Source organism: Sphingomonas sp. S2-65, from assembly GCF_021513175.1.
In the GTDB taxonomy this organism is placed as follows: Bacteria; Pseudomonadota; Alphaproteobacteria; order Sphingomonadales; family Sphingomonadaceae; genus Sphingomonas.
On the sequence record NZ_CP090953.1, the window covers coordinates 140123 to 165336 of the forward strand.

Annotated in this window: 26 protein-coding genes and 2 tRNA genes; 23 read left to right on the forward strand and 5 right to left on the reverse strand. The window is 66.6% G+C overall.

Annotation, left to right across the window (positions count from 1 at the left end; all coding sequences use genetic code 11):
• Nucleotides 1-94 precede the first annotated feature (94 nt).
• From lon to LZ586_RS00785, 10 genes are all read left to right on the forward strand, one after another.
• On the forward strand, nt 95-2551 hold the full coding sequence (lon, locus tag LZ586_RS00745) for an endopeptidase La (protein ID WP_235077812.1): 2457 nt from the start codon (nt 95-97) through the stop codon (nt 2549-2551).
• Nucleotides 2552-2689: 138 nt separating this feature from the next.
• Nucleotides 2690-2965, forward strand: coding sequence for an HU family DNA-binding protein (locus tag LZ586_RS00750; RefSeq protein WP_235077813.1), 276 nt, complete (start codon nt 2690-2692; stop codon nt 2963-2965).
• 93 nt (nt 2966-3058) lie between these two features.
• Nucleotides 3059-3133, forward strand: a tRNA-Val gene (locus LZ586_RS00755).
• Between the two features lie 157 nt (nt 3134-3290).
• Complete coding sequence (ccmC, locus tag LZ586_RS00760; RefSeq protein ID WP_235077814.1) at nt 3291-4049, forward strand: heme ABC transporter permease CcmC; 759 nt, start codon at nt 3291-3293, stop codon at nt 4047-4049.
• Nucleotides 4046-4180 (forward strand): hypothetical protein, encoded by a 135-nt coding sequence (locus LZ586_RS18090; RefSeq protein WP_261346056.1) that lies wholly within the window; start codon nt 4046-4048, stop codon nt 4178-4180. The genes ccmC and LZ586_RS18090 overlap by 4 nt, the downstream gene beginning before the upstream one ends.
• Nucleotides 4177-4611 carry a cytochrome c maturation protein CcmE gene (ccmE, locus tag LZ586_RS00765; RefSeq protein ID WP_235077815.1) on the forward strand — a complete coding sequence of 145 codons (435 nt, stop codon included), beginning with the start codon at nt 4177-4179 and terminating at the stop codon, nt 4609-4611. The genes LZ586_RS18090 and ccmE overlap by 4 nt, the downstream gene beginning before the upstream one ends.
• Nucleotides 4608-6560: a heme lyase CcmF/NrfE family subunit gene (locus LZ586_RS00770; RefSeq protein ID WP_235077816.1), complete on the forward strand. Its 1953-nt coding sequence runs from the start codon at nt 4608-4610 to the stop codon at nt 6558-6560. Before ccmE ends, LZ586_RS00770 begins: the two co-directional genes overlap by 4 nt.
• A complete protein-coding gene (locus tag LZ586_RS00775) occupies nt 6557-7084 on the forward strand; it encodes a redoxin family protein (RefSeq protein ID WP_235077817.1) in 528 nt (175 codons plus the stop codon). The genes LZ586_RS00770 and LZ586_RS00775 overlap by 4 nt, the downstream gene beginning before the upstream one ends.
• Nucleotides 7081-7488, forward strand: coding sequence for a cytochrome c-type biogenesis protein (locus tag LZ586_RS00780; RefSeq protein ID WP_235077818.1), 408 nt, complete (start codon nt 7081-7083; stop codon nt 7486-7488). The genes LZ586_RS00775 and LZ586_RS00780 overlap by 4 nt, the downstream gene beginning before the upstream one ends.
• Nucleotides 7488-8150, forward strand: coding sequence for a tetratricopeptide repeat protein (locus LZ586_RS00785; RefSeq protein ID WP_235077819.1), 663 nt, complete (start codon nt 7488-7490; stop codon nt 8148-8150). Before LZ586_RS00780 ends, LZ586_RS00785 begins: the two co-directional genes overlap by 1 nt.
• 28 nt (nt 8151-8178) lie before the next feature.
• Here LZ586_RS00785 and LZ586_RS00790 read toward each other — a convergent pair whose 3' ends face one another.
• Complete coding sequence (locus LZ586_RS00790; RefSeq protein ID WP_235077820.1) at nt 8179-8397, reverse strand: DUF3072 domain-containing protein; 219 nt, start codon at nt 8395-8397, stop codon at nt 8179-8181.
• Nucleotides 8398-8572: 175 nt separating this feature from the next.
• On the reverse strand, nt 8573-9676 hold the full coding sequence (gene ald / locus LZ586_RS00795) for an alanine dehydrogenase (protein WP_235077821.1): 1104 nt from the start codon (nt 9674-9676) through the stop codon (nt 8573-8575).
• Nucleotides 9677-9815: 139 nt separating this feature from the next.
• On the opposite strand from ald, the gene LZ586_RS00800 reads away from it, so the two are divergent.
• The 6 genes from LZ586_RS00800 (at nt 9816) to trxB (ending at nt 14589) form a co-directional block, all read left to right on the forward strand.
• On the forward strand, nt 9816-10286 hold the full coding sequence (locus LZ586_RS00800) for an Lrp/AsnC family transcriptional regulator (protein ID WP_235077822.1): 471 nt from the start codon (nt 9816-9818) through the stop codon (nt 10284-10286).
• 174 nt (nt 10287-10460) lie between these two features.
• On the forward strand, nt 10461-12392 hold the full coding sequence (locus tag LZ586_RS00805; protein ID WP_235077823.1) for a potassium transporter Kup: 1932 nt from the start codon (nt 10461-10463) through the stop codon (nt 12390-12392).
• Nucleotides 12389-12913 carry a 2'-5' RNA ligase family protein gene (locus LZ586_RS00810; protein ID WP_235077824.1) on the forward strand — a complete coding sequence of 175 codons (525 nt, stop codon included), beginning with the start codon at nt 12389-12391 and terminating at the stop codon, nt 12911-12913. The genes LZ586_RS00805 and LZ586_RS00810 overlap by 4 nt, the downstream gene beginning before the upstream one ends.
• 91 nt (nt 12914-13004) lie before the next feature.
• A tRNA-Met gene (locus LZ586_RS00815) sits at nt 13005-13081 on the forward strand.
• Between the two features lie 83 nt (nt 13082-13164).
• Nucleotides 13165-13485 carry a hypothetical protein gene (locus tag LZ586_RS00820; protein WP_235077825.1) on the forward strand — a complete coding sequence of 107 codons (321 nt, stop codon included), beginning with the start codon at nt 13165-13167 and terminating at the stop codon, nt 13483-13485.
• A gap of 132 nt (nt 13486-13617) precedes the next feature.
• Nucleotides 13618-14589 carry a thioredoxin-disulfide reductase gene (trxB, locus tag LZ586_RS00825; protein ID WP_235079861.1) on the forward strand — a complete coding sequence of 324 codons (972 nt, stop codon included), beginning with the start codon at nt 13618-13620 and terminating at the stop codon, nt 14587-14589.
• A gap of 4 nt (nt 14590-14593) precedes the next feature.
• Here trxB and LZ586_RS00830 read toward each other — a convergent pair whose 3' ends face one another.
• The 3 genes from LZ586_RS00830 to LZ586_RS00840 are packed head-to-tail and all read right to left on the reverse strand — an operon-like array spanning nt 14594 to nt 16349.
• Nucleotides 14594-15385, reverse strand: a complete 792-nt coding sequence (locus LZ586_RS00830) for a hydrolase 1, exosortase A system-associated (RefSeq protein WP_235077826.1) — start codon at nt 15383-15385, stop codon at nt 14594-14596.
• A complete protein-coding gene (locus LZ586_RS00835) occupies nt 15373-16074 on the reverse strand; it encodes a hypothetical protein (protein ID WP_235077827.1) in 702 nt (233 codons plus the stop codon). The genes LZ586_RS00830 and LZ586_RS00835 overlap by 13 nt, the downstream gene beginning before the upstream one ends.
• The gene (locus LZ586_RS00840) at nt 16071-16349 is read right to left on the reverse strand and encodes an acyl carrier protein (RefSeq protein WP_235077828.1); all 279 of its coding nucleotides are present in this window, start codon (nt 16347-16349) and stop codon (nt 16071-16073) included. Before LZ586_RS00840 ends, LZ586_RS00835 begins: the two co-directional genes overlap by 4 nt.
• Nucleotides 16350-16416: 67 nt before the next feature.
• On the opposite strand from LZ586_RS00840, the gene LZ586_RS00845 reads away from it, so the two are divergent.
• The 7 genes from LZ586_RS00845 (at nt 16417) to LZ586_RS00875 (ending at nt 25212) form a co-directional block, all read left to right on the forward strand.
• Nucleotides 16417-17916, forward strand: a complete 1500-nt coding sequence (locus LZ586_RS00845) for an acyl-CoA ligase (AMP-forming), exosortase A system-associated (RefSeq protein WP_235077829.1) — start codon at nt 16417-16419, stop codon at nt 17914-17916.
• Nucleotides 17913-19130, forward strand: a complete 1218-nt coding sequence (locus LZ586_RS00850) for a pyridoxal-dependent decarboxylase, exosortase A system-associated (RefSeq protein ID WP_235077830.1) — start codon at nt 17913-17915, stop codon at nt 19128-19130. Before LZ586_RS00845 ends, LZ586_RS00850 begins: the two co-directional genes overlap by 4 nt.
• Nucleotides 19131-19229: 99 nt before the next feature.
• Nucleotides 19230-19871: an XrtA/PEP-CTERM system exopolysaccharide export protein gene (locus tag LZ586_RS00855; RefSeq protein WP_235077831.1), complete on the forward strand. Its 642-nt coding sequence runs from the start codon at nt 19230-19232 to the stop codon at nt 19869-19871.
• Between the two features lie 13 nt (nt 19872-19884).
• The gene (locus LZ586_RS00860) at nt 19885-21399 is read left to right on the forward strand and encodes an XrtA system polysaccharide chain length determinant (protein ID WP_235077832.1); all 1515 of its coding nucleotides are present in this window, start codon (nt 19885-19887) and stop codon (nt 21397-21399) included.
• A gap of 4 nt (nt 21400-21403) precedes the next feature.
• Nucleotides 21404-22489 (forward strand): AAA family ATPase, encoded by a 1086-nt coding sequence (locus tag LZ586_RS00865; protein ID WP_235077833.1) that lies wholly within the window; start codon nt 21404-21406, stop codon nt 22487-22489.
• Nucleotides 22486-24078, forward strand: a complete 1593-nt coding sequence (locus LZ586_RS00870) for a hypothetical protein (RefSeq protein WP_235077834.1) — start codon at nt 22486-22488, stop codon at nt 24076-24078. Before LZ586_RS00865 ends, LZ586_RS00870 begins: the two co-directional genes overlap by 4 nt.
• A 12-nt stretch (nt 24079-24090) precedes the next feature.
• The gene (locus tag LZ586_RS00875) at nt 24091-25212 is read left to right on the forward strand and encodes an XrtA/PEP-CTERM system-associated ATPase (RefSeq protein ID WP_413777305.1); all 1122 of its coding nucleotides are present in this window, start codon (nt 24091-24093) and stop codon (nt 25210-25212) included.
• Nucleotides 25213-25214: the final 2 nt, after the last annotated feature.

Sequence of the window (25214 nt, forward strand, 5' to 3'; positions counted from 1 at the left end):
CAATCCGCAACCAAACAATCCATGATGATTGATGCGGATGCCCGCGGCCCCATATATAGTGAAGAGCAAGGGCCGCTCGGGCCCAGGAGTATCCATGAAGCAGTCTTATCCCGTCCTGCCGCTTCGCGACATCGTCGTCTTCCCGCACATGATCGTGCCGCTGTTCGTCGGCCGGGACAAGTCGGTGGCGGCGCTTGAAGCAGCGATGGCGGACGACAAGGAAATTTTCCTCGTGGCGCAGCTGGATCCGGCGCAAGACGATCCCAGCCGCGACGATCTGTACGACACCGGCGTTTCCGCCGAAGTGCTGCAGCTGCTGAAGCTGCCCGACGGCACCGTTCGCGTGCTGGTCGCCGGCAAGGAGCGCGGCAAGCTAGAGACGATGGAGGAATCCGGTCCGTTCCTAACGGCGACAGTGAGCCCGGTCGAAGAAGGCGACGTCACCCTCGAAAGCGCGAGTGCCGAGCTCGGCGAGAAGGTCGGCGACGTTACGCCCGAACAGCTCAGCCCCGACCTGAAGGCGCTGATGCGCTCGGTGGTCGAGCAGTTCGAAAATTATGCCAAGCTCAACCGCAAGCTGCCGGCCGAGACCGCAGTGCAGTTGAGCGAGATCGAAGATCCTTCACGGTTGGCCGACGCCGTCGCCGCCAATATCGCCGTAAAGGTCGCCGAGAAGCAGACGCTGCTGGTCGAGCGCGACGCCGCCAAGCGGCTGGAGATGGTCTTCGCCTTCATGGAGGGCGAACTGGGCGTCCTTCAGGTCGAGAAGAAGATCCGCAGCCGCGTGAAGCGGCAGATGGAGAAGACCCAGCGCGAATATTATCTCAATGAGCAGCTGAAGGCGATCCAGCGTGAGCTGGGCAACGAGGGTGAGGAAGGCGAGGGCGATGAAGTCGCCGAACTGACTCAGAAAATCGCCACGCTGAAGCTATCCAAGGAAGCCCGTACCAAGGCGACCTCGGAGCTGAAGAAGCTCAAGACGATGGCACCTATGTCGGCCGAGGCTACGGTGGTCCGCAACTATCTCGACGTGCTGCTGGGCCTGCCCTGGGGCAAGAAGTCGAAGCTCAAGAAGGACATCGGCGAAGCGCAGGGCATCCTGGACCAGGACCATTACGCACTGGAAAAGGTGAAGGACCGGATCGTCGAGTATCTCGCGGTCCAGGCGCGCACCAACAAGCTGAAGGGGCCGATCCTGTGCCTCGTCGGCCCTCCCGGCGTAGGCAAGACCTCGCTCGGCAAGAGCATCGCCAAGGCGACCGGGCGCGAGTTCATCCGCCAGTCGCTGGGCGGCGTGCGCGACGAGGCCGAGATTCGCGGCCATCGTCGGACCTATATCGGCTCGCTGCCGGGCAAGATCGTCACCAACCTGCGCAAGGCCGGTGCATCGAACCCGCTGTTCCTGCTCGATGAGATCGACAAGCTCGGCCAGGATTTCCGTGGCGATCCCGCCTCGGCGCTGCTCGAAGTGCTCGATCCCGAGCAGAACAACAAGTTCAACGATCATTATCTGGAGATCGACATCGATCTGTCGGACGTAATGTTCGTGTGCACTGCGAACTCGCTGGATCTGCCGCAGCCGCTGCTCGATCGGATGGAGATCATCCGGCTCGAAGGCTATACCGAGGACGAGAAGGTTGAGATCGCCGAGCGCCATCTGGTCGAGAAGCAGATCGACGCGCACGGGCTGAAGGCAGGCGAGTTCACGCTCACCAACCCGGGCCTGCGCGACTTGATCCGCTACTACACCCGCGAAGCGGGCGTCCGTACGCTGGAGCGTGAAATCGCGAAGCTCGCCCGCAAGGCGCTGCGCAAGATCCTGGAGGGCAAGGAGACCAGCGTCACCATCACGCCCGAGAACCTCCACGAATATGCCGGGGTGCAGAAGTACCGCTTCGGCGTGGGCGAGGAGGAGCATCAAATCGGCGCGGTCACCGGGCTTGCCTGGACCGAAGTCGGCGGCGAACTGCTCACCATCGAAAGCGTCACCGTGCCCGGCAAGGGCGGGATCAAGACGACCGGCAAGCTGGGCGACGTGATGAAGGAATCGGTCGAGGCCGCCTTCAGCTTCGTCAAGGCGCGCTCGCCATCCTATGGCATCAAGCCGAGCCTGTTCGGGCGCAAGGACATCCATGTCCACTTGCCCGAAGGCGCGGTGCCCAAGGATGGTCCGTCGGCCGGTATCGGCCTGGTCACTTCGATCGTCTCGACGCTTACCGGCGTTTCGGTTCGCAAGGACATCGCGATGACCGGCGAAGTCACGCTGCGCGGCCGGGTGCTGCCGATCGGGGGGCTCAAGGAAAAGCTCCTCGCGGCGATGCGCGGCGGCATCAAGACGGTGCTGATTCCGATGGAGAACGAGAAGGACCTGGCCGAGATCCCAGCGAACATTCGCGAGGGGTTGGAGATCATCCCGGTCGCGCATGTCGATGAAGTGCTGCGATTGGCGCTCACCGGACCGCTGACCGCGATCGACTGGACGGATGCCGACGAACTGGCCGCGCAGCCGCCGGTCGGGGTTGCTCCAATCGGCGACGCCGTCCATCATTGAGGCAGCGTAACTTTTCACCGCAAGCGCGGCGGAAAGGTTTTGACAGCGGCGGCGGTCGCGTGCTGACTGAGGCACCGGCTTGCCGCCGCGGTTCGTTTCCACGTCTCATGGACGTACATCTCAGGGGATCCCATCAATATGAACAAGCAGGAGCTGATCGCTCAGGTCGCCGACATCTCCGGCCTGGGTAAGGGTGAGGCCAACAAGGCCGTCGAAGCAGTGTTCGATTCGATTTCCGCCGCGCTGAAGAAGGGCGACGAAGTTCGTCTGGTCGGCTTCGGCACCTTCGCAGTGAGCAAGCGCAAGGCCTCGACCGGGCGCAACCCTCGCACCGGCGAGGAAATGACGATCAAGGCGTCGAATCAGCCCAAGTTCAAGGCCGGCAAGGGCCTGAAGGACTCGGTCAACATCTGACAAAACAATGCGGGTCGGGGGCTGGACAGGGTAACCGCCAAGTTCTAAAGGCCCGCTTCCCGTTTCGCCCGATGGTTCCAGAACCTGGGCAATGGGCGCGTAGCTCAGTGGTAGAGCACACCCTTCACACGGGTGGGGTCGCAAGTTCAATCCTTGCCGCGCCCACCATATATAGAACAGCCCGCCGGTCGCAGATCGGCGGGCTTTCTTATGGCCGTTCGCCTGCGATCGATGAGGTCGTCAAGGAAGAGCAAGAGACTGCGGTAATCGTGCCGCCACCGGCGCGGACGTGCTGCGACGAGGCCGTTCAGCGGGTTCGTAGGCGATGGATTCCCCGCTGGAACCCGGCTATCGCGGGGCCGTGCCCGCACTCCACGCACTCGCTAACCCAGCGCGATTCTTGAAGATCGCCCGTCCGCTGACACCCGTGCTGTTCTGGCTTGGGGCGGCGCTGGCGCTGTTCGGTGCTTGGGCGGGGCTGACTCAGACACCGGCCGACTATCTGCAGAAGGAGACCGTGCGGATCCTCTACGTCCATGTGCCCGCCGCATGGCTCGGCATGGGAGGATGGACCGGATTGGCGCTGGCGAGCCTTGGTTATCTGATCTGGCGGCACCCGCTGGCGAGCATGGCAGCGCGCGCGATTGCTCCGGCGGGAGCGGTGTTCGCGGCGATCTGCCTCGTCACCGGATCGATCTGGGGGCGGCCGACCTGGGGCACCTGGTGGGAATGGGATGGGCGGCTCACCAGCATGCTACTGCTGTTCTTCATCTACATCGCTTACATCGCGCTCGCTCGCGCCGATGCCGAGCGAGGCGGAGACGGGCGCGTGCCTGCGCTCTTCGGCGTCGCTGGGTCGGTGCTGCTGCCGGTGATCCGCTATTCGGTGGTGTGGTGGAACACGCTGCATCAGGGGCAGAGCATCGGGCTGACCAGTTCCACCATCGACAGCTCGATGCTGTGGCCGCTGTTCTTCACGATGAGTGGCTTCACGCTGATTTTTGCCGGTGTCGTCCTGATGCGCATGCGGGCCGCGCTGGCGGTGCAAAAAGTCGAGGCGCGGCTGAAGCGAATGGCGGCATGATGAATCATTGGGCGTTCGTGACCGCAGCCTATGCGGTGGTCGGGATCGGTACCGGTGGCCTGGCGCTGGTCAGCTGGCTGGCGATGCGCCGTGCCGAAGCGGCTGCCCAGGCGTTGAGACGAAGCGCATGAGGGCAAAGCATCAGCGGCTCGTGCTCGGGCTGCTTGCGCTGGCGGCTATCGCCGGCGCGGCATTGCTGGCGCTGTCGGCACTCAAGGATGAAGCCGCGTTCTTCTATGCGCCCGGAGATGTCGCCGCCAACCCGCCGCCGCTCGACCGCGGGGTGCGGCTGGGCGGCATGGTGGAGACCGGATCGCTCAAGCGCCGAGCAGACGGGGTGTCGGTGGCGTTCGTCGTGACCGACGGCAAGGCACGGGTTCCGGTGGCGTTCCGGGGGGTGACTCCCGACCTGTTCCGCGAAGGATCGGGCGTGGTGGCGGAAGGGCGCTTCAATCGCGACGGCAGCTTCACCGCCGACAATCTCCTGGCGAAGCATGACGAGCGTTACATGCCCCCGCAGATCGCGGGCAAGATGCACAAGTCGGACAGTATCGAGCAATGATCGCCGAACTGGGATTGGCTGCGCTGTGGCTGGCGGCCGCGTTCGCGGTGGTGCAGCTGCTGCTCGCCTGGGGCGGCGCGAGGGCGTCGGGCATCGAAGGCGAGCATCGCGAAGCGGCGGAGGCCGAGATGATGCGCGCGCTCCGCCGCGTCGCGCTGGTCCAAGGATTGCTGGCGCTGCTGTCGTTCATGCTGCTGATCGCGCTGTTCGTGCGATCGGACATGAGCGTGCTGCTGGTGGCGGAGAACAGCCATTCGCTGAAGCCGCTGATGTACAAGGTGGCAGGTGCGTGGGGTAACCATGAAGGCTCAATGCTGTTGTGGGTGACCGTGCTGGCGGTCGCCGGCGCGGGCGTTGCGATGTTCGAGCGGCGGCTGGCGGCGGGGACCTTGGCGGCAACGCTGGGCGCGCAGGCGGCCATCGGACTGGGCTTCTATGCCTTTCTAGGCTTTGCTTCCAACCCGTTCGTGCGGCTGAACCCGGCGGCGGCAGACGGGCAGGGGTTGAACCCGCTGTTGCAGGATCCGGGCTTGGCCTTCCACCCGCCCACGCTGTACCTGGGCTATGTCGGGCTGTCCGTCGCGTTCAGCTTCGCAGTCGGCGCGCTGGTGATGCGCGACGTGGGCCCCGCGTTCGCGCGGGCGATGCGGCCCTGGGTGCTTGGTGCCTGGATATTCCTGACGATCGGGATCACCGCCGGCAGCTATTGGGCTTATTACGAGCTCGGCTGGGGCGGCTGGTGGTTCTGGGATCCGGTCGAGAACGCGTCGCTGATGCCATGGCTTGCCGCGACTGCGTTGCTCCATTCGGTGACGGTGCTGGCGACCCGCGACGGGCTGCGCGCCTGGACGCTGATGCTGGCGGTGGTCGCGTTTTCGATGTCGATGATCGGCACCTTTCTGGTGCGGTCGGGCATCCTGGTGAGCGTCCACGCCTTCGCGGTGGATCCCACTCGCGGCACCTTCATTCTGGCGCTGCTCGGTTTGTATATTGGCGGTGCGCTGGCGCTGTTCGGCGCGCGTGTCGGCACCGTGACGCAGGGCTCCACTTTCCAGCTGGTCAGCCGGGAAGGAGCGCTGGTGCTCAACAACCTGTTGCTCTCCGTTATCCTGGGCGTCGTGTTCATCGGGACGCTCTATCCGCTCGTGGCGCAGGCCGCGGGCGTGCAGCTGTCGATCGGCGCGCCCTTTTTCAACAAGGCGATCGCGCCAGTGGCGCTCGCGCTCGTCGCCGCTACCGCTATCGGCCCGCTGCTCCGCTGGCGGCGCGACAATCTAAACGCGCTGCTAGGCAAGCTGCTCTGGCCCGTTGCGGCGGCGGGCGTGGCGTTTGCATTCGCGTTCGTGCTGACGGGAGCCTCCCACCTGCTTTCGGTCCTGGGTATCGCATTCGCGGCGGGGCTTGCGGTTGCGAGCGTGCTGCCACTGGCGCGTCGTAGCCTGCGCCGGACGCCGCTCCACATCTGGGGCATGGTCGTGGCGCATCTAGGGATTGCGGTTAGCCTGGGCGGCATGGTGGCCGACAGCGCCTTCACACTCGAGCGGCTGGCGGCAGTGCAGGTTGGCGACAATGTCAGGGTAGGGCCCTTTCAGGTGGCGCTGGCGGAGGTGCGACCGACGATTGGCCCGAACTGGTCGGCAGTCGAGGCGCGGCTGACTGTCCGTCGCGGGGAGGGGAAACCTTTCGACCTGTTCCCGCAGCAGCGCTTCTTCAACACGCCGCCGACCAATACGAGCGAAGCCGCGATCGAGACGATGCTGGACGGCCAGCTTTATACGGTGCTGGGGCAGGGCGACGACCAGGGCCGCTGGCAGCTGAGGCTGTGGTGGAAGCCTTTCGTGACGTTGATCTGGCTCGGCGGCGGGTTGATCGCACTGGGCGGCCTGCTGGCGCTGGTCGGACGCGTGCGCCGGGAGCGGCGCCAGGCAGACGCGGAGATATATCTGTGAGGCGCGTGCTGATCTGGCTGCCGCTGGTGCTGTTCGGGTTGGTGTTCGCGCTGGTGGCGAGCGGCCTCCTCCGTCCGGGCGACCGACGGGTGCATTCGGCGATGGTCGGCAAGCCGATGCCGCAGCTGAACCTGCCGCCGCTGCTTGCAGACAGGCCGGGGATTGCGACGGCAGATTTCGGCAAGGGCAAGCCGCGGCTGCTCAACATCTTCGCGAGCTGGTGCATTCCCTGCATCGCCGAAGCGCCGCAGTTGATGAAGTTGCGCCAGGCCGGGGCCGAAATCGACGCCATCGCGATCCGCGACACGGGCGATGCGGTGCGCGGGTTCCTGCGCCAGAACGGCGATCCCTATGCTCGTATCGGCGATGACAAGACGAGTTCGGCCCAACTGGCCTTGGGGTCTTCGGGCGTGCCCGAGACCTTCGTGATCGATGCCGCGGGCAAGATCGCGTATCAGCATATCGGCGACATCCGAGACGAGAACGTGCCGGAACTACTTGCCGCGCTGGAGAAGGCGAAGTGACGCGGTTGCTCCTGCCTGTGCTGCTGCTCCTGGCGGTGCCGGCGCATGCCGATTCGAAGCTGCCGCCGGCGTCGCTCGCCTACACCCAGTTGCCCGATCCGGCGCAGGAAGCGCGGGCGAAGGCACTGATGGAGACGCTGCGGTGTGTGGTCTGCCAAGGCCAGTCGATTGCCGATAGCGACGCTGAAATGGCGGGCGACATGCGGGCGCTGGTGCGGCAGCGTATCCAGGCGGGGGAGCCGCCCGCGCAGATCCGCGGCTGGCTGGTGCAGCGCTATGGCGATTATGTGAGCTATGATCCGCCGCTCAGCTGGTCGACCGTCCCCTTGTGGCTTGCGCCACTCGTGCTCGCCGGCTTGGGGCTGCTGCTCGCCCGGCGTGCTTTCGTGAAGCCGAGGAGCTGATGGGCTGGCTGATGTTCCTGGGGGTAGTGGCGGTTGCGGGGTTGCTGCTCTGGCTGGTGGGCTTTCCGCGCCGGCTGTGGGCCATACCTGCCACTGCGTTCATGCTCGGCGGGGCAGGATATGCGTGGCAGGGAATGCCGGGACTTGCCGGTCATCCGGTCGCGGTGGTTGAACAGCAAGGCTCGGTCGATCCGGAGATCGTGGCGTTGCGGGAGGTTTTCTTCGGCCGCTTCAACTTCGACTTCGCTTATTTCACGGCGGCGGATGCGATGGTCCGTTCCGGCTCTCCACGCGCGGCGGCGAGCGTGATGATCGGCGCGACCCGCAAGGCACCGCAAGACGCCGGGCTTTGGACGTGGGCGGGGGTGGTGCTGGCGGAGCATGACGGAAACCAGATCTCGCCCGCGTCACGTTTCGCGTTCGAGCGCGCCATGGCGCTTGCACCCAAGCACCCAGGGCCGCCGTTCTTCTATGGGCTCGCGCAGATCCGCGAGGGAAAGCTCGCCGAGGCTCGTCCTTATTGGGCGAAAGCAGTGGAGCTGACTCCGGCGGATGCAAGCTATCGCGGGCAGCTGGTGGCGCGGCTGTTTCTGCTGGACCGTTTCCTGGAGGGGCAGGTCAAACCAACCTCTTCGAAGCCCGCTGCGCCGCCGCAGCGCTGATCGGCGCTGCAGCGGCGATCGGTCGGGCTTACTGGCCGCGGCCGGTCTTTTCCTGGAGTTCGTCGATCTTCTTCGATGCGTCGGCCTTGGTAAGGTCGTCCTCGAATTCCTCATGCGCTTCTTCGCTGAGGGTCTTGAGGTAGCTTGCCTGGGCGCCGGTCATGGCTTCGTCGCCGGTGACCCAGTCGTCGGGGTCCTTGACGGCGTTGGAGGTGGGCTCGGTCTTCGGGTTGGGGTGATCGGCCATTGTCGTTCCTCTTGGCTGCTTCCCTTAAAGAACGAGTGACGTTCCGTTTCTGTTCCTGCCGTCAATGCGATCCTCTTGTTGACGCCGAAGAAAAAGGCCGGAGCGGGGTGCTCCGGCCTTTTCCACGTTTCAGATCAAACAGTTGCCTGGATTGACGGCGTAAACCGGGTCCGGCTCAGCTCCAGGCGTCGAAGGGCAGGTCCAGGGCCTCGGCGACAGCCTGGTGGCGGACCTTGCCGCCCGAGACATTGAGGCCGTTTGCGAGGTGAGGATCGGCCTGCATCGCGGCTTCTGCGCCCAAATTGGCGATCTTGAGCACGAAGGGCAGAGTCGCGTTGTTGAGCGCGAACGCCGAGGTGCGCGCGACTGCTCCGGGCATGTTTGCGACGCAATAATGGATGACATTGTCGACTTCGTACACCGGATCGTCGTGTGTAGTGGCGTGGCTGGTCTCAAAACAGCCGCCCTGGTCGATGGCGATGTCGACCATCACCGAGCCGCGCATCATCGTTCCCAGCATGTCGCGGGTGACGAGCTTCGGCGCGGCGGCGCCGGGGACCAGCACCGCGCCGATCACCAGCTGCGAGCGGCTGACCGCCTCGGCGATCGCCGCCTTGCTGGCATAGGCCGTCTTGATCTGGCTGCCGAAATGCATGTCGAGCTCGGCCAGGCGTTCGTTGTTGATGTCGTAGATGGTGACGTCGGCGCGCTGGCCGACCGCCATCTGCGCGGCGTTGATGCCGGCGACGCCGCCGCCGAGAATCGCGACCTTGCACGGCGCCACGCCAGGCACGCCGCCGAGCAGTTCGCCACGACCGCCCTGTTCCTTTTCGAGATAATGCGCGCCGACCTGGATCGACATGCGGCCGGCGACTTCGGACATCGGCTTGAGCAGCGGCAGCGCGCCCGAGTTCGAGGTCACGGTCTCATAGGCGATGCAGGTCGCGCCGGACTGCATCAGTCCCTCGGTCTGGGGCTTGTCGGCGGCGAGGTGGAGGTAGGTGAAGAGCGTGTGGCGCGGCTCGAGCAGGGCGATTTCCTGCGGCTGCGGCTCTTTGACCTTCACGATCATGTCCGAGCCGGCAAATACTGCGGCGGCGTCCGGAGCGATCGTCGCGCCGACCTTGGTATAAGCCTCGTCGGCGAAGTCGATGCCGGTGCCGGCCCTGGTCTCCACGAGCACCTGGTGCCCGGCGGCGACCAGTTCGGCTACTGAGGCCGGAGTCAGGCCGACTCGGTATTCGTGGTTCTTGATTTCCTTTGGCACACCGATGCGCATCGCGAACTCTCCTGCAAATTTCGTTGCCGGCAAAATACGTCAAAGCGGGGCGGCGAATCTCTGCAATCTTGGCGCTGCCGCTGACAGATCATACATGATTTCCAAGTTAGAAGATGCTGTGACGACGGAATCATGCACAATGGACAGGATCGACGGTGCGATATTGAAGCTGCTGGCGTCGGACGCACGCGCGCCGGTCAGTCAGATCGCCAATGCGGTCGGACTGTCGCAATCGGCCTGCACCCGGCGGATCCAGGCGCTGGAAACGTCGGGCCACGTCATCGGCTATGGTGCGCGACTGGGGCATCGCCGGCTTGGCTTTCGCATCACCGCGCTGGTCGACATCACGCTGGGCACTCAAATCGAGGAGGATCTGGCCAAGTTCGAGCGCGCAGTCGCCGAGATCGATGGCGTGGTGGAATGCGCACTGGTTTCGGGCCGGCAGGATTACCGGCTCAAGATCCTGGCGCGGGACCTGGACGATTATGAGCGGCTGCACCGCGAACATCTCGGCCGCTTGCCGGGCGTGGTGACGATCAACTCCAGTTTCGTGCTGCGCGCGGTGCCGACTCGCGGCGAGGCGGAGGCGCTGTTCGCGCATGCGCCCTGAGTGCGGAACTGCGTTCCCCGCCGCGCGTCTTGCTCCGGGTCAGGGCCGTTTCGGTTGCGGAGCGGTGCCGTTGCGAGGCCATACCGCAAATGCTAACTGCGCGCCGATCCGAAGCCAGTCGAGAAATCAAGGTCGCATGACCAGGACTAATTTTTCCGCAGCGCGACAGCCGCAGTGATCGCCCCTTCCAGTGAGGCGCAGGTCGACGCGTCCGCGCAAGAAGACCAGGAACATGGTCACCACCCCAAGGGCAGCCTTCCAACGCTGGCGCTAGGGGCTGTCGGTGTCGTCTATGGCGATATCGGCACGTCGCCGCTGTACGCGATCAAGGAGACGTTCGTCGGGCATCATCCGCTCGCGGTCGATCTGGTCCATGTCTATGGCGTGGTCAGCCTGATCTTCTGGTCGCTGCTGATCATTGTCACGGGCAAGTACATCTTCCTGACGATGCGCGCCGACAACAAGGGCGAGGGCGGAAGCCTGGCGCTGCTGGCGCTGATCCAGCGCAAGACCGGGGCGGGACCTGGACGCTGGAGTCACGGGCTGGTGATGCTCGGCGTGCTCGCCACGGCATTGTTCTTCGGCGATTGCATGATCACTCCCGCGGTGTCGGTGCTGTCGGCGGTCGAAGGGCTGGTGGTGGTGCAGGAGGGATTCGCGCCGTTCGTGCTGCCGATCGCCGTCGGCATCCTGATCGGGCTGTTCACGCTCCAGGCGCACGGCACCGACTTGCTTGGCAAGTTCTTCGGACCGATCATGCTGGTCTATTTCTTCACGCTGGCGGTGCTCGGCATCCTCAGCATCGTTCATCGGCCCGACGTGCTGCAGGCGTTCGATCCGCGCTGGGCGATGCGCTTCTTCGAACTTGATCCCAAGCTGGCGTTCCTCGCGCTGGGATCGGTGGTGCTCGCGCTGACCGGTGCCGAGGCGCTGTACGCCGACATGGGCCATTTCGGCCGCAAGCCGATCCAGGTCGCCTGGGTCTGGCTGATCTTTCCGGCGCTCATGCTCAATTATCTGGGGCAGGGTGCGCTGTTGCTGCGTGATCCCTCGGCTGCGGAAAACCCGTTCTTCATGCTGGCGAACGAAGGCTGGCGGCTGCCGCTGGTGATCCTGGCGACGCTGGCGACGATCATCGCGAGCCAGGCAGTGATCACCGGCGCATTCTCGGTATGCCAGCAGGCGGTGCAGCTGGGCCTGATGCCGCGGCTTCGCATCAACCACACCTCCGCCTCGGCACTGGGGCAGATCTATCTGCCCGCGGTGAACTGGGCGCTGATGGTGATGGTGCTGCTGCTGATCCTGATGTTCCGCGAATCGTCGAACCTGGCCGCGGCCTATGGCATCGCAGTGACGGGCACGATGTTCATCACCACCTGCATGCTGGCGGTGCTGGTGCGGCGGGTGTGGAACTGGCCGTTGCCGGTGGCGATCGGGCTGGTGGCGCTGTTCATGCTGTTCGACGGGGCGTATTTCCTGTCCAACGTGACCAAGATCCCCGATGGCGGCTGGTTCCCGCTGCTGGTCGGGCTGGTCGCCTTTACGCTGCTCACGACTTGGGCAAAGGGCCGCCAGCTGATGATCGCACGGCTGCGCGAGAGTGCGATGCCGATCAAGATCTTCATCGAATCGGCCGCCAATTCCGCCACTCGCGTGCCGGGCACGGCGGTGTTCATGACCTCCACCCCCGACGGCGTGCCCCACGCGTTGCTGCACAATCTGAAGCACAACAAGGTACTGCACGAACGCGTGATCCTGCTGACGGTGAAGATCGCCGACGAACCCTATATCGACGACGATCGCCGGATGAAGATCGACGATCTGGGCAAGGGCTTCCACCGGATGATCATGAAGTACGGCTTCATGCAGGATGCCGACGTGCCCGCCGCGCTGAAGCAGGTCAGCGCGTGCGGCGCGGAGTTCAAGATGATGGACACCAGCTTCTTCCTGGCGCGCCAGACACTGTTGCCCTCGGCCCGGCCGGGGATGATGATCTGGCGCGAGAAGCTGTTCGCATGGATGCTGCGCAATGCGGAAAGCGCGATGGAGTTCTTCCGCCTGCCGACCAACCGCGTGGTCGAGCTGGGCAGCCAGGTCGAGATTTGACGGCCGGCCAGCCCACGGGTCCGGCGCCGATCATCGTGACGGCGCTGTTCGGGACGGAGGATTTCGCCTGGCTCGACGGGCTGCGGCGGCGGCATTTCCCGCCCGAGCGCAACGTGGTGCCGGCACATTGCACGCTGTTCCACCATCTGGCGCCCGAGCTTGGTCCGGAACTGAAGCAGCGGCTGAGCGCGGCGACGCGAGGCGTGCCGGCGCCGGCAGCGCAGATCGCCGGCGTGCTGGACCTGGGCGGAGGCGTGGGGTTCCGGATCGAGTCGGAGGCGCTTGGCGCGGTCCGCGCCGACCTCGCGGAAGCATTCGCGCCGATGCTGGTGCCGCAGGACCGCGCGGGATGGCGGCCGCACGTCACCGTGCAGAACAAGGTGGCGCGGCCCGAAGCCAAGGCGTTGCTGGACGAACTTCGCAGCGGGTTCGAACGGCGGCCGTTGCGGATCGCGGGGTTGGCGAGCTGGTGGTATCGCGGCGGCCCGTGGGAAGCATATTCGCGTCACATGTTCGCTTGACCGCGGCGAAAGCCCCGCTTATGTCGCGCCCTCCGCCAGACAAGGCGGGCCTTGATTGGCGCCCGCGCAAACATGCGAAGGCGCCGCCCGGGGCGGAGTAGCTCAGTTGGTTAGAGCACGGGAATCATAATCCTGGGGTCGGGGGTTCAAGTCCCTCCTCCGCTACCATTAAAACGGTTGCCGCTGGTGCCTGCACAGGCCGCGCTCTTGCCAGCCGGATGTGCGGCGAGGATATAGCGCGTGGAGGCGGCATGAACCCGGCAAAGCTGTACGGCGCCATGATCCTGTGGATCGGGGACGGCACCGGCGCGCCCGATACCGTGCTGCATATCCATGCGGGCATGGTGGTGCTCTTCCTGGTGCGGATCGTGACCAAGCGATCGCTGGCGACGCTGGTGCCGCTGTCGTTCGTGTACCTTGCCGAATTCGCCAACGAGGTGATGGACTATTTCGTGCATGGCGCGGTGATGCCGGATACGCTCAGCGACGTGATCAACACGGTGTTCTGGCCGACGATGCTGTTCCTGGGCCTGCGCATCCGGCGCGCCCATGGGTTCGAGCCCAAGGGGTAGGATTTCGGCACCGGCCGTTCGTCTGCGCCACGCCGTTTGCCCACAGCATTGTGCGCGGCGCAAGCGGCCCCATGTTGCGTCGGACGCGCTCCGCCTTGTAGACGCGGGGCCAGACCTTTCCGGAAGAGTATGATGACCGCCACTCACTCCACGCGCATGCTGATCCTGGGCTCGGGCCCCGCCGGGCTTTCCGCCGCCATCTATGGCGCACGGGCGGGCATGGCGCCGATCGTGGTGCAGGGTATCCAGCCGGGCGGGCAGCTGATGACCACCACCGACGTGGAGAATTATCCCGGCTTCCGCGAAGTGATCCAGGGGCCGTGGCTGATGCAGGAGATGCAGGCCCAGGCCGAGCATGTCGGCGCGCAGATGATGTGGGACACGATCGTCGAGGTCGACGTGACGCAGCGGCCGTTCCGGATGGTGGGCGACAGCGGCACGGTTTACCTGGGCGATGTGCTGGTGATCGCCACCGGCGCCCAGGCGCGCTGGTTGGGGCTCGATTCGGAGGAGCTGCTCAAGGGCAAGGGCGTCAGCGCCTGTGCCACGTGCGACGGCTTCTTCTTCCGCGGCAAGAAGGTGGCGGTGATCGGCGGCGGCAATACCGCGGTCGAGGAAGCTTTGTACCTGACCAACCACAGCCATGACGTGACGCTGATCCACCGCCGCGATACGCTGCGCGCCGAGAAGATCCTGCAGCAGCGGCTGCACGCCAATGACCGCATCAGCGTGATGTGGAACAAGAAGGTCGAGCGCTTCATCGGCGGCGGCATGCCCGAAGGGCTGGTGGGCATCGAGCTGAAGGACATGGTGACGGGCGAAGTGTCGACGATCGAAGTCGATGGCGGCTTCGTGGCGATCGGGCATCATCCGGCGACCGAGCTGTTCCGCGGGCACATCGCGCTGGACGATGACGGCTATATCACCGTCGAGAAGGGCACGACCCGGACCAGCGTGCCCGGCGTGTTCGCGTGCGGCGACGTGATGGACAAGCATTACCGCCAGGCGATCACCGCGGCGGGCACCGGCTGCATGGCGGCGCTGGACGCCGAGCGGTTCCTGGCCGAGGCCGATTTCGAGCAGATCGCCGAAGCGGCGGAATAAGGTTCTAGGCGGTTTCGAGCGTGGCGAGGACCCGGTCGAACAGCCAGTCCTTGTCGCCTTCGCCGGCGAAGCTGTGGCTGGCGGTGTCGTGCTGCGCGATCGGGATGGCGCGGCGTACCGCATCGAAGCGAGCGCCGCGATATTCGTGGAGGAAGGCCACCGCGGTATGATCGCCGGTGGCGATCAGCAGCGTGGTGGGCACCGCCCTTTGGAGCGCCCGCGCGGCGCGGGCGGCGAGGCTTTCATCCTGAGAGCGCGTGTTGGCAGTTGCTCGCAAGCCCTTGAATAGCTTCGCTAGGTTTACGCCACCTCTGAGCAGGCGCAGCCATTGCCGCGGGTCTCTCAGCCGGGCTGCGTAGTGCGCGCGGATCGCGGCGGGCGGGGGTAGATCGCCTGCCGGCGGCACGAGCCATGGATTGGCGAGGACGAGCGCGTCGATCTCCGCGCGGTCGTGGAAGAGGATGAGCGCGGTGGCGGCATCGCAATTGCCGAACGCGACCAGCCGGTCGAGCCTGGCAGCCTTGCGGAAGGCGGCGGCGGCGTGGGCGATGTCGGAGCAGCTGCTTTCGAAGCCATGATTCTCGCCCTCGGAGTCGCCGATGCCGCGGCGGTCGAAGCGGAATATCGGATAGCCCGACATCGCCAGACGCTGGGCGAGGCGGGCCATGCCGCGATGCGCGCCCATGCGCAGCTCGTTGCCGCCCGAGACGATGAGCAGCCCGGTGCGGCCTGGAGCCTCGTCGAGTGTGCCCACCAGCGTCGCGCCTTCGCAGCGGAACGAGATCAGCCTTCGCATGCGTGGATCCAGGCGGCGATGTCGTCGGCGAGGAGGGCGGCGAGCGCCGGATCGTGATCGGGCTCGGCGCGGCGCCAGAGAGGAGTCCCGGCGGCCTGCAGGTCTGCGGGGCGCGGATCGCTATCGTAGCGGATGGTGCGAAGCGGCGAGCCCGGCGCATCGGCATAGGGTTGGGCGAGTGCGAGGGCACTCAGCAGGTCGGACGACAGGCGATTGCCGGCGATCTCGGTCGAATTCTCGAGAGACCACCAATTACCCTGATCGGGAGTACCCGGTGCCAGCGCGATACGCTTGAGCTCGCGCATCAGGTCGGCGCCGGGCTGCGGCGAGAAGTGCCAGCGGCCCCGTACGGAGGCGTGCGCGTCGATCAGCGCGCCGCTGCGGATGCTCAGCGCATAACAGGAGCGTTCCTGGCGGCGCAGGGCGTCCACCGCGCCTTGATACGCCGCGTGCAGCTGGGGGAGGCCGACGGCCTTGATTTGCACGAGGCTCTCGCCGGTGCCGGGCAGGTCGGGCAGAGCGGAGGCGATGCCGCGTTCCGCCAGCAGCCGCATCAGCGCGACGGCGAAGGTGCGGGTGCGGTTCGCTTCCTCGAACAGGGGCAGCGCGACGACGACGACCGGTCCCGAGGCTGGGCCGAAGCGAAGCATCGCTTCGCGGCCGCCGGACCAGTCGTACCAGTCGATCACCTGAGCGCCTTGTCCGCGGCGAAGCGCGTCAGCGCGCCGAAACTTTCGAGCATGTCGCCATCGACTTCGTCATCCTCGATCAGGATGCCGAGCCGGTCCTCGATCTCGGTGAGCACGCCGGCGACCGCGAGCGAATCGAGTTCGGGCAGCGCGCCGAACAGCGGCGTCGCTTCGTTGAACGCGGCGACCCGCTCCTCGCTGAGGCCCAGCACGTCGCGCAGGACCCCGCGCACCGTGTTCTCGACCTCGCCAAACCCTTCCCGCTGCAATGCCATTCCCCTGCGCGCTAATTTTCGGAGCCCTAAGGGTTGGCGGGTGCGCTGCCAAGGGTAAGGGTGGGGCATGATCGCACTGGATCCCGTTCCCCGCCCGATCGACCATCTGCCGGCTCGGGGCGCGCCCGGCGCAGTCGCGCTCGAGGACCGCGCCGGTACGCTCGATTATGCCGGGCTGGAAGCGCAGGTCGGCAGCGTCGCGCATGCCTTGTCCCGCCTGGGACTGAATGCGGGCGAGCGGGTCGCGACCTGGCTGCCCAAGACCCGCACGGCGTGCCTGATACCGTTGGCGGCGGCGCGAGCCGGGCTGGTGCATGTTCCGATCAACCCGGTGCTCAAGCGCAATCAGGTGGCCCACATCCTGGCCGATAGCGGTGCACGGACGCTGGTGACGCAGGCGGCCAGGCTCCCCGCGCTGGAGGCTGGCGATGTGCCCGCCGGTTGCCGGATAATCACGGAGGACGAACTGGAGGGCGCCGACGCGCTGCCGCCCTCCGGAGCCGATCCGGCAGCGCTGGCGGCGATCCTCTATACGTCGGGATCGACGGGGCGTGCGAAGGGCGTGATGCTGAGCCACGCCAATTTATGGCTCGGCGCCATCAGCGTGGCGCACTATCTTGAGATTCAGTCTGAAGATCTCGTGCTCGGCGTGCTGCCGCTCAGCTTCGACTATGGGCAGAACCAGCTCTTCTCGACCTGGGCGGCGGGTGCCCGGGTGATCCCGCTCGATTACCTGACAGCGCGCGATGTGGTGAAGGCAGTTGCGCGGTATGACGTCACCACCCTGGCAGGGGTGCCGCCTTTATGGGTGCAGCTGCTGGAGGCGGAGTGGCCCGTTGAGACTGCATCCAAGCTTCGCCGGTTAACCAATTCAGGTGGCGCGCTGACGCCGCGCCTGGTGCGCGGGCTGCGCGAGCGGTTCGGCGCGGCGCGGCTGTACCCGATGTACGGACTGACCGAGGCGTTTCGATCGACCTATCTTCCGCCGGCGCTGGTGGATGCCAACCCCGAATCGATCGGGCGGGCGATCCCCTTTGCCGAGGTGCTGGTGGTTCGGGCCGATGGCAGGCGAGCCGCGGTGGGAGAGCCGGGCGAACTGGTCCATGCCGGGCCGTTGGTCGCCCAGGGATATTGGCAGGATGCCGAGCGTACCGCGATGCGCTTTCGGCCCGCCCCGGACTTCGCGGAGAGCGGCGGCATTGCGGTGTGGTCGGGCGACACGGTTGTCGGAGGTGAGGATGGCCTGCTCCGCTTCGTCGGGCGCGACGACGAGATGATCAAATCGGCGGGCAACCGGATCAGCCCCACCGAAGTGGAGGAGGCCGTGCTTTCGGGCGGGGAGACCGCCGAGGCGGCGGCGTTCGGAATAGCCGATGAGAGGCTTGGCCAGGCGATCCTGGTGGTGGCGCGTGGCGACGGCAGCGGCGAGGCGGGCCTGCGCGAGCGGCTGCGGCGCGAGTTGCCGAGCTTCATGCAGCCGGCGCGCTATGTATGGCGGGACAGCCTGCCGCGGAACGCCAATGGCAAGCTCGACCGGTCGGCGCTGAAGGCGGAGATGACACGATGAAGCCAGTGGGACCAATCCCGCCGGGATATGCCGCGCAGGATGTGCTGACAGTCGCCGGGCGAACCGCCGCCGAATGGGCCGAGGAAGGAACGCCGCTATACCTGTACGACTTTGCCGTCGTGGCGGCGCGTGTGGCGGGACTGCGGACGCACCTGCCTGACGCGGTGAGCCTGCACTATGCCGTCAAGGCGAACCCGTATGAGCCGTTGGTGCGCGCGCTGGCCCCCCTCGTGGATGGGCTGGACGTGGCGTCGGCGGGCGAGCTGGCGCTGGCGTCGCGGCACAAGCCGGCCGCGGCGATCAGCTTTGCCGGGCCGGGCAAGCGCGACTTCGAACTGGAAGCGGCGATCCAGGCCGGCGCGACGCTGAACCTGGAATCGGAAGGCGAAGCGGAGCGCGCACTCGCGGCCGGGCAGCGGCTGGGGGTCACGCCGCGGCTGGCGGTGCGAGTCAATCCGGACTTCGAACTGCGCGGATCGGGGATGCGGATGGGCGGGCGTGCCTCTCCCTTCGGTGTCGATGCCGCGCGCGTGCCGGCATTGGTGAAGCGACTGACCGCGGAGGGAGCGGACTGGCGCGGGTTCCACATCTTTGCGGGCTCGCAGTCGCTGGATACCGCGGCGATCATCGAGACGCAGGCGGCGACCGTCGCGCTGGCACGGCGGTTGCGCGACGAGGCCGGTGCCATGCCGCCACTGGTGAACATCGGCGGCGGCCTCGGTATCCCTTATTTCGCGGGGGACATGGCAGTCGACGTCGCGGCGGTGGGAGAGGCGCTGGGCGGCGTCATCGAGACATTCCCGGAGACGCGATTCGCCATCGAATTGGGCCGGTACCTGGTGGGCGAAGCCGGCATCTATCTGACGCGGGTGATCGACCGGAAGGAAAGCCAGAGCGAGACCTTCCTGGTCGTGGACGGAGGGCTGCACCAGCATCTTGCCGCCACTGGCAATTTCGGGATGGTCGTGCGGCGCAACTATCCGGTGGCGGTCGCGAGTCGCATGGCGAATGCCGGCGAAGAGACGGTGAGCGTGGTCGGGCCGCTGTGCACTCCGCTCGACCGACTGGCCGACAAGGTGGTGCTGCCGAGTGCGGGCGTGGGTGACGTCATCGCGATCTTCGCGTCCGGAGCCTATGGTGCTTCCGCCAGCCCCTCCGCGTTCCTGGGACATGCACCGGTTCGGGAAGTGCTTGCCGGTATCCCGCACACCTAACAGTATTTTTACCTATCAAGCGCATAGCTGAGCCTGATCCACGCGGAAACGCGGCCGAAACATTGGTCGTAAGCAAGCCGTCTGGAAGGGAGCTCGAGCATGGGTTTGTATCGGTTTGGCAGGGTTGCGGTGGCGCTTGGCGTCACGGGGACGATCCTGTCGAGTTGCTCCAATGGAAGCCGGCCCGAGCTGCCGCCGGCGGCGTTCGTGGCGACGCGCGAGGTGCCGAGCGACGAATATGTGATCGGTCCGCTCGACCAGCTGAACGTCTTCGTGTGGCGCAATCCCGAGCTGTCGGCCAAGGTGCAGGTGCGTCCCGACGGTCGCATCACCACGCCGCTGATCAGCGACATGCCGGCAGTGGGCAAGACCCCGGCGATGCTGGCCGACGACATGAAGATCGCGCTGGGCGAGTTCATCAAGGATCCGATCGTATCGGTGATCGTCGAGAATTTCTCCGGCACCTATAGCCAGCAGATCCGCGTCGTCGGCGCGACCGAGAAGCCGGCGTCGATCCCGTATCGCGCCAACATGACGGTGCTCGACGCGATGATCGCGGTGGGTGGTTTGTCCGAGTTCGCGTCGGGCAACCGGTCGCGGCTGGTGCGCTATGACCGGCAGACCGGCAAGCAGCGCGAATATCGCGTCCGCCTGGGCGACCTGCTCAAGAATGGCGACGTGTCCGCCAATGTGAAGCTCGAGCCGGGTGACGTCGTGATCATCCCGCAGAGCATGTTCTAAGGACACTGGCGGCATGGGCAGCCTGTACGACGAACTGCGCGCGGCGCTGCATGCCGTCTGGATGCGGCGCTGGATCGCGCTGGCGGTGGCCTGGGGGGTGTGCCTGCTGGGCTGGCTGGTCGTGTCGCAGATGCCCAACAGCTACGAATCGCGGGCGCGGATCTTCGTGCAGATGCGCCAGATCCTGCCGACCGACGGGGTCACCGTCGCGCAGCAGCAAAAGGACATCGACCGGGTGCGCCAGACGCTCACCTCGGCCGTGAACCTGGACAAGGTGGTACGCTCGACCGACCTGGCGCGCACCGTGTCGAGCGAGCGTGACATCGCCGACCGGGTGGCCGGGCTGCAGAAGGCGATCAAGCTGACCGCGCAACAGGACAACCTGTTCGAGATCACCGTCACCGCGGCGAGCGGTACGCTGGCCCGGCAGATCGCGCAGAAGCTGATCGACATCTTCGTCGAGGACAATCTTGCCGACAACCGCGACCAGTCCAGCCAGTCGCTCCAGTTCCTGGAAGCGCAGCTGGATGAGCGCCAGAAGCAGCTTCAGGACGCCGAGGCCAAGCGCGCCGATTTCCAGGCGCGGTATCTGGGCGCGCTGCCCGGTACCGGGTCGCTGGACGATCGCGTGGGAGCGGCGCGCGCGCAGCTGGCCCAGATCCAGTCCGATCTGGCGGCGGCACAGAGCGGTTTAAACGCCGTGAACGGGCAGATGGCGGGTACGCCCGCCAACCTGCCGGGCGCGAGCGGGCAAGTGGTCGCCGGGCCGGCACGGGCGCGGCTGCAGGCGATCCAGGGACAGCTCGCCGATGCGCGCGCCAAGGGCTGGACCGACCAGCATCCCGACGTGATCGCGCTCAAGAGCCAGATGGCGTCGGCCCAGGCCGCGGCGCGCAGCGAGCCGGTGACGAGCGGCGCGGCGGCGGGCACGTCGAATCCCTATTATCTGGGGCTCAAGTCGATGCAGGCCGACAAGGCTTCGCAGGTGGCGGCGCTGAACGAGCGGCGCAACCAGATCGAAAGCGACCTGGCGCAGCTCCAATCGAAGATGCAGCAGGACCCGGGCGTCGCCGCCGAGCAGGGCGAGATCGAGCGGCAATATCAGGTGCTGAAGGATCAGTATGAGAAGCTGCTGGCGAACCGCGAGCAAGTGAAGATCTCCAGCCAGGCGCAGAACATCAGCGACGCAGTCAAGTTCAACGTCGTCGATCCGCCGACTCAGCCGCGGGCGCCGACTTCGCCCAATCGCCCGCTGCTGCTGGCGGCAGTGCTGGTCGCCGGGCTGGGTGCGGGCGTGGCGGCGGCGTTCGCGCTGGCCAAGCTCCAGACGACGTTCCCGACGGCGTCGCGGCTGGAAAAGACCAGCGGGATGCCGGTGATCGGATCGATCGGCGAAGTGCTGACGTCCGCGCAGATCGCGTTGCGGCGCAAGCGGCTGGCGCTGTTCGCCGGCGGGTTCGCGGCGCTGATGGTGGCGTTCGTCGGGCTGGTCGGCGTCGAATTCCTCCAGCGCGGCATGGGGGCCTGAGCGCATGAACGACCATAGTCCCCGCCGGCTTCGCGGATCGCTGCTGGAGCGTGCCGCCGGGCAGTTCCATTATGCCGACGCGCCGAGGCTGCCGGTCGAGCCGCTGCCGCCGCTCCGCGCCGCCGAGCCGCTGCCGGCTGCGCCGATGTTCGTGCCGGAGCCGATAGCGGCCCCGGAGCCCGCATTTGTGCCCGAGCCCGCGTTCGTGCCGGAGGCGGTGTTCGTGGCGGAGCCGGTGTTCGTGGCGCCTGTCGCGGTCGAGGATGTCGTCGCCGCGCCGGCCGAGTCCGAGCCGGTTGAAGAACTGGAACTCGGCGACGCTTTCCTCGCGCCCGAGCCGGAGGCGCAGTCGGGAGTCATCGACCGCGCGTTGCTGCGCGAGGGCGGGATGATCGTGCCGGGTGCGCCGATCACGCCGCTGGCCGAGGAATTCCGGATGGTGAAGCGCCAGCTGCTCACCACCGCGCGCGCCGTGGCGAACCAGGGCACTGCCCAGGCGGGCGACCGCGCGCGGATGATCCTGGTGTGCTCGGCGCATCCCGACGAAGGCAAGACGTTCTGCGCGATCAACCTGGCGCTTTCGATGGCGGCCGAGAAGGACATGGAGATCCTGCTGGTCGACGCCGATTTCGCCAAGCCGGACATCCTGGAGCGGCTGGGGTTGCCGGGCGGTCCCGGGTTGCTCGACGTGCTGGGGGGAAGCGTCGCCGATGCCGAGGCGTGCATCATCAGGACCGACGTGCCGCAGCTTTCCGTGCTGCCGGCGGGGACGCGGACCAACGCCGACACCGAGTTGCTGGCGAGCGACCGGGCGCGGGCGATCCTGGACGGGCTCGCCTCGGCCAATCCGCGCCGCATCGTGATCTTCGATTCGCCGCCGGCGCTGGCGGCGTCGCCGGCCTCGGTGCTGGCCTTCCATGTTGGGCAGGCGATGCTGGTGGTGCGCGCCGACAAGACCACCGAAGGCGATTTGCGCGAGGCGGTGACCACGCTCGACGCGTGCGAGCATATCCAGCTGATCCTGAACGCAGTCTCCTTCCAGCCCGGCGGACGCCGGTTCGGAAGCTATTATGGGGAAACGGCGCAATGAGCCGGCAGCTGATCCTGATCGCGCTTGCCGCATCCGCGGCGGCGCAGCCGGCCTGGGCGCAGCGCGCGCGGATCTCGCCCTATATCGAGGCGAGCCAGGTGCTCGCCGCCGATCTGGGCGATGGCGGCGATGTGCTGACCTATTCGACGCTGGGCGCCGGGTTCGATGCGTCGGTCGAGTCGCGCCGGGTGCAGGTGCAGGTCAGCTACCAATATGAGCGGCGCTTCGACTATGACGAGCCGCTGGCCGATAACGACATGCACAGCGGGCTGGCGCGGGCTAATGTCGTGGTGGCGCCCGGCGTCACGCTGGAGGGCGGGGCGATCGCGACCCGTACGCGCTCCGACATCCGCGGCGACGCACTGAACACGACGCAGGGCAATGTCCGCAACGTCAGCCAGGTGTTCTCGGCCTATGCCGGGCCGAGCGTGGCCACGCATATCGGCCCGGCCTTCGCCAACGCCGCGTACCGCTTCGGCTACACCAAGGTCGAGGAGCCATACGGTACCGGCGTTCCGGCCGGGGAGGCGCCGCTCGACCGCTATGACGATTCGACGGTGCATGTCGCCACCGCAAGCGTCGGGGTGAAGTCGGGCACGGTGCTGCCGGTCGGGGTCACCGTCAGCGGATCGTACACGCGCGAGGATGCCGGGCAGCTCGACCAGCGGTTCGAGGGCAAATACGGCCGCGGCGACGTCGTCCTGCCGGTGGCGCGCGGCGTCGCGCTTACCGCGGGCGTCGGCTATGAGCAGATCGAGATCAGCCAGCGCGACGCGCTGCGCAACGCCGCCGGCCAGCCGGTGCGCGATCGCGCGGGACGCTTCGTGACCGATCCAGGTTCGCCGCGGCGGATAGCCTATGACCTGGACGGGGTGTTCTGGGACGCCGGGGTGATCTGGCGCCCGAGCCGGCGCACCAATTTGGAGGCGCGGTTCGGCCGGCGGTACAATTCGGACACCTATACCGGATCGTTCAGCTATCAGATGGGCGCCAGCAGCGGCATCCAGATCGGCGTGTATGACAATGTCCAGACGTTCGGCCAGCAGCTGAACGGCACGCTGTCGCGGCTGCCGACCAGCTTCGTCACCACCACCGATCCTTTCGGCAACCAGTTCAGCGGCTGCATCTATGGCACCACCGGTGCCGCGGCGGGCGGATGCCTGAACGACGTGTTCGCCTCCGCCGTGACGTCGGCCTATCGCTCGCGCGGCGTGACCGGCGTGGCGGTGCTGAACCGGGGCGGGACCAGCATCGGGCTGGGGGGTGGCTATTCGCGGCGCACCTTCCTGGCGCCCGAGGATGGCGGCAGCGCGCTGCTCGACGGATCGTTCGATGAGAGCTTCTATGCCCAGCTGTTCGGATCGAGCGATGTCGGGGCGAACGGCCAGGTGAGCACCAGCCTGCTCGCCAGCTACTATAATAGCAGCCTGGGCGAGGACGGCATCTTCGGCTGGGGCGCGAACGCGGCTTACACCCACAATTTCGGAAGGCTCGGTGCGACGGCGTCGCTCGGCCTCTTCGGCTACGAACGGGACGGCGACTCCAGCGCTTCGGCGCAGGCGCTGCTGGCCCTGCGGTACGGCTTCTAAGATCGGGATGAGATGATGTACGACGATCATTATGGATTGAGCGGGCGGCCGTTCCAGCTGACGCCGGATCCCGACTTCTGGTTCGACACCGCGACGCACCGCAAGGCGATGGCGTATCTGGGCTATGGCCTGAGCCAGGGCGAGGGGTTCGTGGTCATCACCGGCGAGCCGGGCGCGGGCAAGACCACGCTGATGGGCCACCTGCTCGCCGAGATCGACCGCGAGCGGCTGAACGTCCTGAAGCTGGTGTCGACCCAGATCGCGGCGGACGACCTGCTGCGCATGGTCTGCGGCGGCCTGGAGATCGACAGCGTTGGGCTGAGCAAGGCCGAGATGCTGTCGTCGATCGAGCGCGGGCTGCACACCGTCGCGCGGTCGGGCCGGCGCACGCTGCTGATCGTCGACGAGGCGCAGGCGCTGCCGATCGACAGCCTGGAGGAGCTGCGCATGCTCTCCAACTTCCAGGCGGGCGGCTATCCGCTGCTGCAGATCTTTCTGCTCGGCCAGCCCGAGTTCCGCCATACGCTTGCCGACCAGCGGCTGGATCAGCTGCGCCAGCGCGTGATCGCGATGCACCATCTGGCGCCGATGGACGGCGACGAGGTCGAGCCCTACCTGATCCACCGCCTGTCGCGCGTGGGCTGGCGGGGCAAGCCGCGCTTCACCAACGATGCAATCGCGGCGATGCACCGCTGGTCGGGCGGCATTCCGCGCCGGCTGAACCAGCTGGCGAGCCGTGTGATGCTGTTCGGCGCGATCGAGCGCATCGACACCTTCAGCGGGCATGACGTCGCGGCGGTGATCGCCGACCTGGACAGCGACACCGCGCCGTTGCGTTCGGTGTCGCCGCGCGGGTTCGAAGATCGCTTTCCAGAGCGCGAGGCGAAGCCGGTCGCTGTCGACCTGCCGCGCGCTGCGCCCGAGCCGGCACCCACGCCGACGCCCGCAGCCGAGCGGCTGGACCGCCGCATCGGCGACGCGGCCCTGAACCGCAGGATCGGCGAGCTCGAGCAGCAGCTACAGCAGCAGGATGCGGCGCTGCGCCGCGTGCTGACGCTGCTGGTGGACTGGGTCGAGACCGGCACTGCGCCGAGCCGCCCGGATCTGGCATCGCTGCACGGCACCGCCGCCTGACA